Origin of the sequence: Ichthyobacterium seriolicida (genome assembly GCF_002369955.1) — a bacterium.
GTDB lineage: Bacteria > Bacteroidota > Bacteroidia > Flavobacteriales > Ichthyobacteriaceae > Ichthyobacterium > Ichthyobacterium seriolicida.
This window is the reverse complement of record NZ_AP014564.1, coordinates 45602-60376: the sequence shown is the minus strand read 5'-3', so window position 1 is coordinate 60376 and position 14775 is coordinate 45602. Positions and strand designations below refer to the sequence as shown.

Sequence of the window (14775 nt, the reverse complement as noted above, 5' to 3'; positions counted from 1 at the left end):
TTACCTTAATTGCCTTAACCCTTAATTTTTTGTCCTAGGGCAATTAAGTAATAAATCATAACTGAGTTGTCTTTTTTTGATATTATTTCTTATTAAACTCAGTTGAAGTAATGATTAGTTTAAAATAACTTAAAAGATGGGTTTTTTAATAAACCTAAAACGTTGAAAACAAGATTCATATATTAAGATAAAAGAAAATGCTTTTTGATTATTTATGAGCCTTTTTCCTCATAAAAATATTTGTACACTATATATATATTTTCAAGTCTATCTTTGTTTTGCTTATCTTCTATGAGTAGAAGAGTGTCGTCATAAGAATTAAGTCTAACTTCAATTTGATCTTCGCCATTCAAAGTTTTAAATGTAAATTTATTGGAATAAATATTGGCTTCAGAGTTTTTCCATACTCCATTATTACTATCAATGACCTGATTAGAGATTTTATTTTTAGGGTCTTCGTAATACACATCAATTCTATCTGGGGAGAAAAATCTATACTTTAGCCCTCCTGCATCAATATTGTCCTTAATAAAATTTATAAATTCCTCTTTAGTATACTTGTGGCTCTTTAACCATTTGTCAGATGGGTACTTTACAATTCTATATGTTTTATTAACAAATATTTTGCCACGAAGCTTATCTGAGATAAGAGTATCGTATTTCACTATGATTTCATACTTCGTCTCTCTTCCATCCTTTGCTTGTGCACTTATAATATAAGTGGCGATTTTCTTTTTAGAATCTATTCCTTTTATAGGTATGGAAATACGCCTATTTGTCAAAATCTCGTTGTTTAATATCAATGTAATATCATCATCACATGTAATTACTAAATCCACATTTTCTCTAGTAGTATTATCAGTTTTAACAATATTCATCATATTATCATTGCTCTCAATTTCTAAAAATGGAATATTTTCATTTTTTAAAACTTCAACTTTGATACCTATATTTTTTTTATCATATTCTTCACCAACTCTACCCTTTTCACATCCTAAAATTATTGTAATCATGGAATATGCAAATGCCAAATACAAAAATGCCTTTCCTATATCTATCATATTTTTTAATGCTTCTATCATATGTCTTCTTCGTAAATATAGTGAACCTCATATTCGGGCTCTCCAATGTCTAAAATACGTTTTTTTCTCAAAATAGTCTTGTCGTCTTTCTTAAGAACACTAATTTCTATTTTTCTCATATCGTAATTATTATGAGTAAATGTTTTTGACCATATCTTAGCTTTGGAGTCTTTCCATACAGCTAATTTCGTATTTTCATCTTTTGTTCCTCTCAGTAATACACCATTTTCATATTCTGCATGATAGTAATCTATTCTATCTGGGAAAAAAAATCTATACTTGGAGATAACATTAACTATACTGTGAATCTTGGTGAATTTTTCAACATCATAATTATATTCTTTCATCCATTTTTCAGATGGGAATTTAACAATATCTGATCTTTTAATAATAAAGGTCTTGCCGCTTAACTTTTCAGAAACAAGAGGTTTGTATTTAACAAATATCATATAAGAACCTCTATCTCCATTTTCTGCTTTTGAAACTATAGTGTGTTTTTCTTCTGAGTTTTCGCTTGTAACATTTTGCAAAGGTAATACTACAGATCTATCCTTCAGGATTAAACCTCCCATCTCTAAAATAGTCTTTTTAGAAGCATTTACATTTATCTCTACACTATCTCTTGTGGTGTTTCTAGTTTTTATTAAAGTTAATGTAGATTCATGGTAGTCTTTTTCTATTTCCATAAATTTACTTATCTCTATCTCATCAATTTCAACTTCAATATTTGTATTAGAATCCAAAGTTACTCTGGTACATCCAATCGCATACAAAGATAGCAAATACAAGTATATAAGTGTTTTTCTCATTTTTTTATAGAGTGAAACTCGCTTGATTTTAAGCAGAAAAATTCTTTTAAGAAAAGAACCAGGCAATTTACAAAATATTTCTTTTTCTTGACAAAAAAGCACATTCATATATATAATCCTTTGAGTTATTAGTTAGATTGATATTTGAATAGTAAAAATTACCATAAAGTCCGAAATCAAAGGGATTAATATTTGTAATTATTTGAAAATATTTTGAATTTGATGCCACAAAATTAACTCATTTCTATCCGTCGACAGAAATGTCCTTTGGTAAAGGGTAGATATTGTGTTTTGAATAAGCTTTAAATCGATTGAATCAACAAATTTTTATAAAAATATATTCAGTGACAGACAACGCTTTATTGCATCTGAAATGACGAGATTAAGCTATGGAACTATTAACCTGGATTATTCATAGTTATATTTCGATATTGTGCATAAAGTATTAATTTTAGTAGGATTAAACAAAAAGTCACTACTTTGAATAAGGCCCAAAAATGAGGAATAAAAGCATATTATTTCATAGTAAAAGACACTGCCCTGTAAAGTGTGTAAAGTTTATATTTAGGAAAAAAAATCCTAGATATTTTTTAAAAAAAACTAATTAAAACTTTATACAAATGAAAAAAGAAGATTTATTAAAAGATGAATTCTTAAAACAATTCAAAACAGGAGAAGATCTGATGTCATTTCTAAAAGATATTCAGAGACGAGGTATTGAAAAGATTCTATAAAAACAAAAAAAATATGTCATTTTTTATTTACACCCTTTAAGGGATAGTGTCTTATTTTTTTATCAAAGCTTTGGTGTCCTCCTTATTGAGGATATTTGATTTGCTCAGTAATTTAATTAAAGTATCTAATTTTTCTTTAGTAGAAGATAATTCTTTCTTGGTAGAAAGAAGCTCCTCATAAATAGCTTGTGTTGCTGAAATGTTTAATGTAGTAAGACCATCGTAATCTACTGATCGCATGTCGTCTACTTCTTTTCCATAAACAAAAACCTTATTTTTAGAATCTAAAACTTCTTCTATTAAAAACGTATTAGAATCTATAACAGCTTTCACTTTTACCTCTTTGCTCCCTTCACTTTCTATTATAATCTTAACAAGATCTCCAACAGAAAAATTGTGAACCTTGTCTGTTTTAATAGCACTTCCTTCATTTGAAATGCTCATTGATTTAGCTAATTCATACACATTAGGGATAATACCTTTATTTATATCTATAACTTCTGGAACTATATTTTCTATTTGCTGAGCTATTACTTTTTTAAACGGTTTAACCCCGCTTTCTATACTGTCTATCATAGTATAATCTGTAATCTCTATATCTAAGAGCTTTTTTAAATCTTCTCTTCTATCTGAGATGCCCTTTATACTCTTTACACGTTTATCTGATGTAGCTACAAATTTTTCTTCTGTTAGAATACTCCCTTTAGAATGTAAAGAAATATTAGCTTTTGATCCACTTTTTATAGAAAAAGGATTAAAGTGGTCCTCGTAGGGTAAATCAAACATATTGTTTCCAAAATATATTCCAGATATATTCTGGGCACTATATTCCTCTAGAACAACTGTACCTCTTAAATATGTTTTCATAGTATTGTTATTTCCCAATACTACTGTATTAGACCCTTTGCCTTGAGCTTCACTCCCTATAACTATCTCATTATTACTTTTATCTGCTAACGCTTTAGCAAAAGCTCCTATAAAAATAGAATTATTTGATTCCGTGAGATTTGAATAATTTAATTGAGATCCAGCAACACATCCTATAGCTATATTTTTATCTCCTTTAACTATCCTATTTAAAGAATATGAACCTACCGAAACATTATTGGAGCCAGTAGTATTTTTTGTGAGAGAACTCGTGCCAACTGAAACATTACCTTCGCCAGTAGTATTTTCTGTGAGAGAACTCGTGCCAACTGAAACATTATTGTGGCCAATAGTGTTATGTCTGAGAGAACTCTGGCCAACTGAAACATTTTCTTTGCCAGTAGTATTTGTTGTGAGGGAACTCGTGCCAACAGAAGTATTATTCTTTCCCTCAGTATTATTTTCGAGAGAACCATAGCCAACTGAAGTATTATTAATTCCCCTAGTATTCTCTTTGAGAGAACTGAAGCCAACTGAAGTATTCCAGGAGCCTTGATTATTTTTGAGAGAACTGAAGCCAACTGAAGTATTACTCTCTCCTGAAATATTATTTTGGAGAGAACTATTGCCAACCGAAACATTTCCTATGCCAGTAGTGTTATTTTTGAGAGAATTCGTGCCAACTGAAGTGTTGTTATCTCCAGAGGTGACAGCTTTTAGGGATCGATAACCAACAGCTATGTTATCATTTGTACTAATTACTGCGTTACCAGATTCTATGCCTAAAAAAATATTTCTTTCACCAGTACCTCCACTAGTTCCATCACTACCCTTACCAGACCATTTAGTTATAATATTATTGCCAGTATCTGTTTTATAAGCGTATGTGCTTCTTTTATTTTTTTATCCAAAACCTTACCTTGCCTAGCTGATAAGGCACTTGTCGCATCATTAGAGATTAAATCATCTTTAATTTTATTTGGCCCTGGAGGACCTTGTTTTCCTTCTGCCCCTGGGGCTCCTTGGGGTCCTGTGTCACCTTTTGCTCCTGTTGGGCCTGGTTCACCTTTGTCACCAGGTATACCTGCCTCACCTCGCTCTCCTCTAGGGCCTGTTAGACCTTGTGGTCCTGGTAAACCTGGTTCACCTTTGTCACCTGGTTTGCCAGGTGGTCCTTGTTCTCCTTTTGGCCCTTCTGGGCCTATTTGACCAGGTATACCTGCCTCACCTCGCTCTCCTCTAGGGCCTGTTAGACCTTGTGGTCCTGGTAACCCTGGTTCACCATTCTTGCCATCTACACCATCTTTACCTGGATTACCTTGAGGACCTACTAGCCCTGTTAACCCTGTTGGTCCTGCTGCTCCTGCAGCACCATCTTTACCTGCTGGGCCTTCTGGGCCCATATCACCTCTGTCTCCTTTTTCCCCTTTAGGCCCTTGAATCCCTGGAGCACCATCTTCGCCCTTTTCGCCTTTGGCACCTTGATCACCTTTTGCTCCTGGCGTACCTGACTTACCTTCAAGCCCTTGAGGACCTACTGGCCCTGTGTCTCCTTTTTCCCCTCGAGGCCCTTGATCTCCTTGCGCTCCTGTTTCACCCTTTGCTCCTGCTGGTCCTATTGGACCTTGTAGTCCTTGCGCTCCATCTTTACCAGTAGGACCATCTGGCCCTGCTTCACCTTTTTCTCCTGCTGGACCTGTTAAGCCTCTTTCACCTTTTGGTCCTGCTGGACCTGCTGGGCCTTGCTCTCCTCTGTCTCCTTTTTCCCCTTTAAGCCCTGTTGGCCCTTGTATTCCAACTTCTCCTTGAAGGCCAGCAGGTCCTACTTCTCCTTTTTCACCTTTAGGCCCTGCTACACCTGCTGGCCCTTGAGACCCTGCTGGACCTGTTTCACCCCGAAGCCCTGTTGGCCCTGGTGGGCCTTGTTTTCCTTCTTTACCTGCTGCTCCATCTGCTCCATCTCTACCAGCAGGACCTTGTTTACCAGGATCACCTTTTTCACCTGGCGCCCCTTTTGGACCTGCTGCACCTGTTTCACCTCTTTCTCCTGTTGGACCCGCTGGTCCTTGTAACCCTTGTTCACCATCCTTGCCATTTACACCATCTTTACCTGCAGGCCCGACGGGTCCTTCTGCTCCTCTTTCACCTTGGTCTCCTTTAGCTCCAGGGGTTCCTGCTGGTCCTTGAAGACCTTGGATGCCGTCTTTCCCGTTAATGCCAGCTTTACCAGTAGGACCAGCAGGTCCAGCTGGTCCTACTGCCCCTGTAGCGCCCCGGGGGCCCGCCGGGCCGGTTTTCCCTGCTACTCCATCTCTACCTGGTGCTCCATCTTCACCTTTTAGCCCTTGAGGCCCTGTATTACCTTGAGCACCAGTGTCTCCTCTTGGTCCTGCTACCCCTGTGTCACCTTTGTCCCCTTTGTCCCCTTTAGGACCTGCTTCACCTGCTGGTCCTGGATCTCCCTTATCACCTGCTAGACCTGGCTTGCCATCTACACCATCTTTACCTGGGTTACCTTGAGGACCTACTGGCCCTGTGTCTCCTTTTTCCCCTCGAGGCCCTTGATCTCCTTGCGCTCCTGTTTCACCCTTTGCTCCTGCTGGTCCTATTGGACCTTGTAGTCCTTGCGCTCCATCTTTACCAGTAGGACCATCTGGCCCTGCTTCACCTTTTTCCCCTGCTGGACCTGTTAAGCCTCTTTCACCTTTTGGTCCTGCTAGATCTGCTGGGCCTTGCTCTCCTCTGTCTCCTTTTTCCCCTTTAAGCCCTGTTGGCCCTTGTATTCCAACTTCTCCTTGTGGTCCTGCTGGACCTATTTCTGCTTTTTTTTCTATCATCTTCTTAAGCTCATATCCTTGATGCGCTGATAAAACTTTTTTTTCATCATGAGCTGAAACGTCTAGTTCGTCTACAACTTCTAGTTTCCCATCCTCTAACGTTTTAATTTTTGTTTCATGGGTTCCTAATTTAGTGCCCTGTTCAGTTATCTTAGCCCCTAAAGTAGTCTTCTCTGTATCTATCTTATCTTCTAAAGCTGTCTTCTGATTTTCTATATCTTTTTTTAGCTCTTCCTTTTGATTTTCTATTTTTTCTGTTAGCTCTTTCTTCTGTTGAGTTAACTTTTTCTCTTGTTTGTCTATTTTTTCACTTTGAATCTTTACCCCCTCTTTCTGAGCGGTTAACTCCTTTTCCTGTTTTTCTATCTTGGTTTCAGATTTATTTACTCTTTCATAAAGTTCTTTCCCCTTATTAGCTGATAAAACTTCACCAACCTCTCCATGAAAATTATCAGCAATATTTATTTTATCTAATTTGTTCTCTTCTAAAACCCTTCCTTGATTAGCAGATAAAGCAGCTGATACAACTCTAGAACTCAAATTATCTATAACATTTGTTTTTGGGCTATTTGCAGCATAAAATGCGTAAGGAACACTAAGTATTTCACTCTTTTTTACAAGAGCTTTTTCATAATTGTTTCTGCCATCCAAATCAATCTCTGATTTGATGTAATAAGAGTTTTTTGACCATTCTAAATCAGATAATTTTGACACAACAAAATTTCCATATTTAATCCCTTCTCCTATATTTAGAGTAGCTAAGCCATTTTTATCTGTTTTAATGTTCCAATGAACTTCAGAATACGCAATACTCTCTCCTTTTTGTTTATCTAGGAGGTATAAAGAAATACGAATACTAACTGTAGATTCTTTTAAGAGTTTATTGTCCTTCCTAATTACTAACTGATAACTCAATTTATTAGGAAAGTTTTTAGAAATAGAATCTATACTCAGAAACAGCAGAAATATAAATGCAAAATAAAGGACGAGTCTTCTTTTCATATGATCTAAAAATATTGACATATAGCTAAATAACTATGGTAACAAAATTACAAAATCCTAACGCTTATACTAACAGTATAGTAGCTATAAATAATAGCAGTTTGAAGTAAAAAAATCAGATTGAGATATATTTGCTAAAAAATAAACGATTTAAGTGAGATAAGGTACTGATAAATCAGTCTTTTATATAAATAAGGTTCAAGACAACTTAAGGGGATTTTTTCTTATCCATTTTAACATACAAAAATACAAATTTTCATTTCGATAATTAAACCTCAATTCACACTCTTTTAGATGATAATAAAACTTGTGCTTATGGACTCCTCTAAACCTGGATAATCGAACTTTACATAGTCCCCAAAAATTCTCAATTCCATTAATGTGATTTGCTCCTTTAGCAAATTCATTTTCACTATGTTTTACTCTATAATGCCTCTTATAACCATAGTTTACCAAGCCGTCATAAGACTTAAACCCATCAGTATAAATTGTACTTTCTTTACTTGCTCTGCTCTCTATAATAGGCATTATTACTGATGATGAGCAGTTTTTTACAATTTGTGTATAAACTTTACCCTCTCTCTTTAACATATCAAATACTGGAACTTTTCCTCCTGATCCTCGTCCCCTTTTTCCCCTAACTCGTTTAGTTCCAAAATAACTCTCATCTAATTCTATCTCCCCTTGATTAAAGGGACTTTCTTCTTCGCATTTTTGAGCAATTAACAAACGTAATTTGTCAAAAATTTTGTTGATAGTATAACGACTTACATTAGTCAATTTACTAACTTTTTTCGCTTCAATATCTAGGCAAAATAACCGCAAAATAGACCTGAATTCTGCCTCAGAAATTCTTGAACGAATTATATACTTGTTTTTCATAGATAACATAAGGGGTTACACGCATGTAAATTTACCTTAAGTTGTCTTGAACCTAAATAATTATTGAGCTCGGATTAGCAAAAGATAGCTTAAAAAGCTTGTTTACTCTATAGTATTGTTGTCGGCTATTTAATTCTAGTGCTTAAATTATTTAAAATTTTTACCCGCTTTTTTTCTAGGACACTATCCTGAAAAGTGTGCAAATAACACATAACATATTTTTTTTGTTTTTATTCATAGTCGAACTCTTTTGTAAAAAATAGTTAAGAATTGATTCAAAATTATTCCTCAATTTCAGTATCAGTTGGGACTATTTTTTTGTAGCCTCACTCAGAGCTAAAAAACCTGAGTTCGATTAATAAACCGAATTAATACGGGCATTACCGACGGTTGGGCATTTAATAGAGGTTTTTTTTAGGCGAAAAGCTGTAAGCGATAAGTCCAGAAATAATATTGTTAGAAAATTAGCAAAACTTCTATGTCTAGAATGTTCTATCTGACAAATGTTTTTAAGCTGATCATTGATGGTTTCTATGATTGATCTCTTTCTGAGTAATAGTTTATCAATCATTGGCATGAGGGCATTTTTCATATTATTTTTAACTGAGGCAATCAATTCTACACCTTTTTCAAAGAGATTTTTTCTTAAATCTTTGCTTATGTACCCTTTGTCTCCAAAGAGTTTTCCAAATATTTTAGTCAAAAAAACGCTCATTTTTTAATGGCGTTCTATCATCTTCATTAGCTCTTGTGATGCAAAAATTTAGTATTTCTCCTCGGTCGTTTGTGACGATATGAAGTTTAAATCCATAAAACCATCCCATCGTTGATTTCCCTACATTAGCAATGCCTTAGAATACCTTATTTCTACTTATTCTTTTATGTTTACAAACACGAATTGGAGTGGAATCTATAAATGAAATTTCAGTACATTTTCCTAAACAGAATGTCTTTAAAAACAAGGTAAGAGGCAATAAATTTTGTTGCATTAATTCCACAAATCTGTTGTATGATACGGTTTTAGGGAATTCTTTAGTCATATGTTTTTGTAAATAATTCAAATAAAAATGCTTGAAATTTCTCATGCTACTGTGTTGAAGAATAATCATTATGGTTATTATTTCGCTAGAGCTCATTCTGCATGGGCGTTTTGATTTATTCCCCAAAAGGGCTTTATCAATAACTTGAGAATATTTTTTACAGAATTCATCAACTAAACAAAATATTTCTGTGATTTTGGAGCAAGTTATCATACCTGTTTTTTTAGAATTAAAACGTTGAATTTTAGAGCGTTAAATTAATCTAATTCCATTGTTTTTATTGACTATTTCACACCTAATTATTAATCGAACTCAGGTTTGGAAATCAGGAAAATTATTTACACGACCAACTTGATTGAAACCCTCAATGGAAAAATCAGGAAGTATACCAAAAACAAATTGTCATTCCCAACAGATGATGCTGTTATGAAATCTACTTTTTAGCTCTGAGGAAGGCTACAAAAAAATGGTCCAACCCCATGCCAAATTGGGGAATAATCCTGAATCAATTTTTAACTATTTTTGACGAAAGAGTTCGACTATGAATAAAAACAAAAAAATATGTCATTTTTTATTTACACACTTTAAGGGATAGTGTCAAAATATCTTATGCCGTTTGTCTTTTCATTTGGAAAATTCTTCAATTGAGGCAGAGGTATCTCCGTTAGAGCTATGAAATATTCTATTTCCACATACACTCTGTATTTTATTAGAGCTTCTTCGGAAGAATATTTTCTTAGTTTTTTGGTCTTTAATCTGTAGCGACCATCTATAGGGGAGATAGCGTTAAAGGCTGTTAAATCCATTAGAATACAGGTAATGGTTAAACACCGAAAAATGACAAAATTAAAAAAAAATATATCTCCAAGGTGATTTAACGTTATTTTTTGAGTTTCTTCTCTGTAGTGTTGTATAAATATTAATACCTTAGCTCCCTTGTTTCAAATCCCTACATACCATTGTAAAAGCTGATGAATAATCATAAAAGATGTAACTTATTAGAAGCATTTATTCCTTTAATAGTACTTATAGGTTCTCTATTTTACAATATCGTAGCTTATGATGGTGATATCTCTGGAGGGGCAAGTCAACTTTCACTACTCATGGCTACAGCTGTGGGGGTAGCTATAGGATTCAGACATGAGATAAGTTTGGATAAGATAATTTCAGATATAGAAAAAAGTATATCCTCTGTCTCTAGTACCATCATAATTTTATTTATCATAGGTTCTCTTTCTGCAACTTGGATGATAAGTGGAATAGTTCCTACTATGATTTATTACGGTCTAAAGATTATAAACACCCAATTGTTTTTGGTGACCTCTGTCATTATGTGTTCATTGGTATCGGTATTCGTAGGGAGTTCATGGACTACTGTTTCCACTATTGGGTTGGCTATGTTAGGAATAGGGAAAGTCCTAAATTTCCCAGAAGAAATAACCGCTGGAGCTATAGTATCTGGAGCTTATTTTGGCGATAAGATGTCTCCCTTTTCAGAGACTACAAATTTAGCTTCTGCTGTAACTAAGACAGACCTATTTTCTCATATAAGATATATGATGTATACATCTGTTCCCTCTATTGCGATTACTATTGTATTATTTTTGATAATCGGATATTGTTATGGTGATTACGTACCTGCAAATACACAAGACTTTATAGAGGCTTTAGATAGTGCATTTAACATATCGCCCATGTTACTCATAATACCTTTAATAATTTTGATTTTTTTAGTAAAAAAAGAGCACGCTATAAAAGCCTTATTTATAGGGATGATATTAGGGGTAATAGCTATGATTGTATTTCAAAGTGATGTAATAGAAAAAATTTCAGGTAAAAATATATTGACATTTGCTGATTACTATACAATTATAATAAATGTGATAACTAGCGAAACTGTTATAAATACCAATAATGAAGTATTAAACGAATTGCTTTCAACTAGCGGAATGAAGGGGATGTTAAATACAGTATGGTTAATAATAATGGCCATGTCATTTGGAGGAATGATGGAGAGCATAGGAGCATTGGATGCCATAACTAATGCTATCTTAAGAAGAATTAAAAATACTCCATCTCTTTTTGCAGCTACGACGGGGACTTGTCTTTTTTTAAATACCACAGTGTCAGATCAGTATTTATCTATATTGATATCTGGCAAGATGTATAACAATTCTTTCAGAGAAAGAGGATTAGCCCCTCAAAATTTGAGTCGTACCATAGAAGACAGTGCTACGGTTACCTCTCCACTCATCCCTTGGAATACTTGTGGAGTAACTCAGTCTTCTGTATTAGGAGTGAGCGCTATGGATTATCTGCCATATGCTTTTTTTAATTATATGAGTCCTATTCTAACATTGATATTTGGCTTTTTAGGGATCAAAATAAAAAGGATAAAAAATAAAATCTCTTCTACTAAGGGGTAATAGTATAACCATTTAATACAATTTTCATGTCATTATCAATACAAAATGATTTTATAAAAGTCACTACTAATTCATTGAGAAAGATGAAAGATGCTAAACAGAAAATATCTATGCTCACAGCCTATGATTACTCCATGGCAAAAATAGTAGATAGAGCAGGTGTGGATGTAATTTTAGTGGGTGATTCGGCATCTAATGTGATGGCTGGGCACGAAACTACATTGCCTATTACACTAGATCAGATGATATATCACGCTTGCTCTGTGGTGAGAGCCTGTAAAAGAGCCTTAATAGTGGTGGATTTACCTTTTGGATCTTATCAAGGAAATTCCAAAGAAGCCCTTAATTCAGCTATAAGAATTATGAAAGAGACAGGGGCACATTCCATAAAATTAGAAGGAGGTAAAGACATCTTAGAATCTGTAAATAGAATAGTAACCGCAGGGATTCCTGTGATGGGACACCTAGGTTTAACTCCTCAATCTATATATAAATTCGGAACATATAAAGTGAGGGCAAAAGAATTAGAGGAAGCTAAACAGCTCATAGAAGATGCTAAAGAACTCGAGAAAGTTGGATGTTTTGCAATAGTTTTAGAAAAAATTCCATCGGAACTGGCAAAAAAAGTAGCCGAGCAAATCAGTATTCCTGTAATAGGCATAGGAGCAGGCAAACACGTAGATGGTCAGGTTTTGGTAATCCACGATATGTTAGGAATAAACAATAAGTTCAATCCAAGATTTTTAAAAAAATACCTATCTCTATACGAAGAGATGAGCAATGCAATATCCACTTATGTAACAGAGGTAAAAGAAGGTGTTTTCCCAAGTGAAGAAGAATCTTACTGAACAATATTATCATTTTAGCCAATACTATCCCTTAAAGTGCGCAAATAAGGGATAGCATATTTTTTGTTAGTAATAATTGGGCTCTATTTCCAAAAATAATTAAAAACCTGAGTTCGATTAATAATTACTTAGGGTAGAGATGTGTCTGATATATTTTAAAAATTCATCTTTTAAAAAATCTTCTTTTTTCGTTTTCTGTATAAAGTTTTAACCCAGATTATTCATAGTTATATTAAAATAGATTAGACGTGATATTTTTTTTCTTAACTTTTTTGTTAATCGAAAATAATCCTTCTTCTTTGTCGTTTTTCTTGCACCATTTTTTAGCACGACAATGATCTTTTTTAGTGTTTTTACATGTTTTTTTAACGACAGAACGTAACTATCCCAAGGTTGTTCATTTCACAAATAAACAACCGCTACTGGGTAATAATTTCCCGAAATAAACCCTTGTAAACAAAAGATTTAGATAATTGGTAATAGATTCACCTTTTGGTAATTTTAATCGTTACTCCTACCTTCAAAAGATAAGTTCTAATTGAACTGATTAACCATTTTTTAGCTACTTCAAATCTTGTTTTCTTTATCTTTTGTTTGAGTAATAAAAACATTTCATAGGCAAGACTACTTATTATAAGTCAAAAAAAATTAGCAAAAAAAACTATGATTTGACAAACGATCAGAAAAACACATATTTTTAACTTCTTTAACCCGCATTATTCATAGTCATACTAAAATAGATTAGACGTGATATTTTTTCCTTAACTTTTTTACTAATCGAAGAGAACTCATCTTCTTTGTCGTTTTTTTGCACCTTTTTTTAGGATGACAATGCTCTTTTTTAGTGTTTTTACATGGTTTTTTAACGACAAGGCGTAACTATCCCAAGGTTGTTCATTTCACAAATAAACAACCGTTACNGGGTAATAATTTCCCGAAATAAACCCTTGTAAACAAAAGATTTAGATAGCTGATAATAGATTCGCCTTTTGGTAATTTTAATCGTTGCTCCTACCTTGAGAAGATAGGTTCTAATCGAACTGATTAACCATTTTTTTGCTACTTCAAATCTTGTTTTCTTTATCTTCTGTTTCAGTAATAAAAACATTTCATAGGCAAGACTACTCATCATAAGTCGAAAAAAATTAGCAAGAAAACTATGATTTGACAAACGATCAGAAAAACACATATTTTTAACTTCTTTTATTCTATTTTCACTTGAATCACCTCTTTTCACATAAAAGTCAAAGTAAATTTCTCTAGCATCCTTTTGGGGAAGATTACTANAAAAATGCCTTATGTTCATCCCTAATCCTGTACTCTCAACTTTAGAATATCACTGTTGAGGCTTGTGCCAACTCTTGGCTTTGTACGTAAAACTCATAAAATGTTGGTGCTTCTCTCCCTGATCTAAATACATTTTTTTTACAGCATTTTTTGACCAAGATACCTTTCTTTTTAAAACTTCATTGCTCGCTATGCCTGTCACATATAGTAAATCAAAATCATCTACTAATTGGTAAAAAGGAGCGCAACTAAAGCCGCTATCACTTCTAATAATTATTTCCATCTCTGGGTGACTCTCACGTATTTTGATAATTATTCGCTTTAAAATACTCACATACCATTTATTAGAATGACTATTTCCTGGGCGGAGTACAGGAAGGATAATCTGTTCTGTATTTCCATCATGAAAAAATAGTTCATTGTACATGAATTGACCATAATAACCGTTAAACATTGACAATTGTTGACTGCCATGAGTTGGATCATCAGTTGAATCTACGTCAATAACTATTCTCTTGCGATCAGATAAACTTNAAACATATTTGTATAACCACGCATNACAAAACTTAAAAACAGCTTGTTTGTNNAAGCTATTCTCAAATCTTGATATAGTGGGTTGAGAGGNCCAAATTACCNTGAAGAACATCTTNGAATAAAAGGATCATTCTGTAAATGATTAACATCATTGGCGTCTTGATAGCCTAACATGATCATATAAACCCTTTGCTTTAACTGATACCTTCTGCTATAAGTAATAAATCTAGAGTCTCGAGTATCAAGTAAAAACTTACTGTAATAATGAATCAATCTATGATCTGGTTCTAGTTTTTCAAGCATGATTAAAGATCCATCAGAACTAATTTCTGATGATGAAAAAGTTAATTCAACAGAAGTCTTCCCTCTATAAAATAATGTGTTTTTATTCCTCATTTTTGGGCCTTATATAAAGTCGTTGTTTTTT

General features: G+C 33.8%; 9 protein-coding genes and 4 pseudogenes. 3 read left to right on the top strand and 10 right to left on the bottom strand.

What is annotated here, in order from left to right; translation table 11 throughout:
* Positions 1 to 212: 212 nt before the first annotated feature.
* From JBKA6_RS00235 to JBKA6_RS00205, 7 genes and pseudogenes are all read right to left on the bottom strand, one after another.
* Positions 213 to 1082 carry a hypothetical protein gene (locus JBKA6_RS00235; protein WP_096684613.1) on the bottom strand — a complete coding sequence of 290 codons (870 nt, stop codon included), beginning with the start codon at positions 1080 to 1082 and terminating at the stop codon, positions 213 to 215.
* On the bottom strand, positions 1079 to 1891 hold the full coding sequence (locus JBKA6_RS00230) for a hypothetical protein (RefSeq protein ID WP_157776841.1): 813 nt from the start codon (positions 1889 to 1891) through the stop codon (positions 1079 to 1081). Before JBKA6_RS00230 ends, JBKA6_RS00235 begins: the two co-directional genes overlap by 4 nt.
* 785 nt (positions 1892 to 2676) lie before the next feature.
* Complete coding sequence (locus JBKA6_RS00225) at positions 2677 to 3492, bottom strand: tail fiber domain-containing protein (RefSeq protein ID WP_096684609.1); 816 nt, start codon at positions 3490 to 3492, stop codon at positions 2677 to 2679.
* 224 nt (positions 3493 to 3716) lie between these two features.
* Positions 3717 to 4124, bottom strand: a complete 408-nt coding sequence (locus JBKA6_RS00220) for a hypothetical protein (protein ID WP_157776840.1) — start codon at positions 4122 to 4124, stop codon at positions 3717 to 3719.
* A 216-nt stretch (positions 4125 to 4340) separates the two neighbouring features.
* Complete coding sequence (locus JBKA6_RS00215) at positions 4341 to 7331, bottom strand: hypothetical protein (protein WP_172843085.1); 2991 nt, start codon at positions 7329 to 7331, stop codon at positions 4341 to 4343.
* A 198-nt stretch (positions 7332 to 7529) separates the two neighbouring features.
* Positions 7530 to 8222 (bottom strand): IS1595 family transposase, encoded by a 693-nt coding sequence (locus JBKA6_RS00210; protein ID WP_096684603.1) that lies wholly within the window; start codon positions 8220 to 8222, stop codon positions 7530 to 7532.
* A gap of 389 nt (positions 8223 to 8611) precedes the next feature.
* Positions 8612 to 9466: pseudogene (locus tag JBKA6_RS00205) on the bottom strand (IS982 family transposase).
* A 108-nt stretch (positions 9467 to 9574) separates the two neighbouring features.
* On the opposite strand from JBKA6_RS00205, the pseudogene JBKA6_RS08130 reads away from it, so the two are divergent.
* Positions 9575 to 9798, top strand: a pseudogene (locus JBKA6_RS08130) (transposase); the annotation flags it as partial.
* A 60-nt stretch (positions 9799 to 9858) separates the two neighbouring features.
* Here JBKA6_RS08130 and JBKA6_RS00200 read toward each other — a convergent pair.
* Positions 9859 to 10059 (bottom strand): annotated as a pseudogene (locus JBKA6_RS00200) (adenylosuccinate lyase); the annotation flags it as partial.
* 165 nt (positions 10060 to 10224) lie between these two features.
* On the opposite strand from JBKA6_RS00200, the gene nhaC reads away from it, so the two are divergent.
* Positions 10225 to 11679 carry a Na+/H+ antiporter NhaC gene (gene nhaC, locus JBKA6_RS00195; protein ID WP_197703103.1) on the top strand — a complete coding sequence of 485 codons (1455 nt, stop codon included), beginning with the start codon at positions 10225 to 10227 and terminating at the stop codon, positions 11677 to 11679.
* Between the two features lie 26 nt (positions 11680 to 11705).
* Positions 11706 to 12527 carry a 3-methyl-2-oxobutanoate hydroxymethyltransferase gene (gene panB / locus JBKA6_RS00190; protein WP_096684599.1) on the top strand — a complete coding sequence of 274 codons (822 nt, stop codon included), beginning with the start codon at positions 11706 to 11708 and terminating at the stop codon, positions 12525 to 12527.
* 916 nt (positions 12528 to 13443) lie between these two features.
* Here panB and JBKA6_RS08020 read toward each other — a convergent pair.
* Positions 13444 to 14460 (bottom strand): annotated as a pseudogene (locus JBKA6_RS08020) (IS1380 family transposase).
* Positions 14445 to 14744 (bottom strand): transposase, encoded by a 300-nt coding sequence (locus JBKA6_RS07875; RefSeq protein WP_096684593.1) that lies wholly within the window; start codon positions 14742 to 14744, stop codon positions 14445 to 14447. The pseudogene JBKA6_RS08020 and the gene JBKA6_RS07875 overlap by 16 nt, the downstream one beginning before the upstream one ends.
* Between the last annotated feature and the right edge of the window lie 31 nt (positions 14745 to 14775).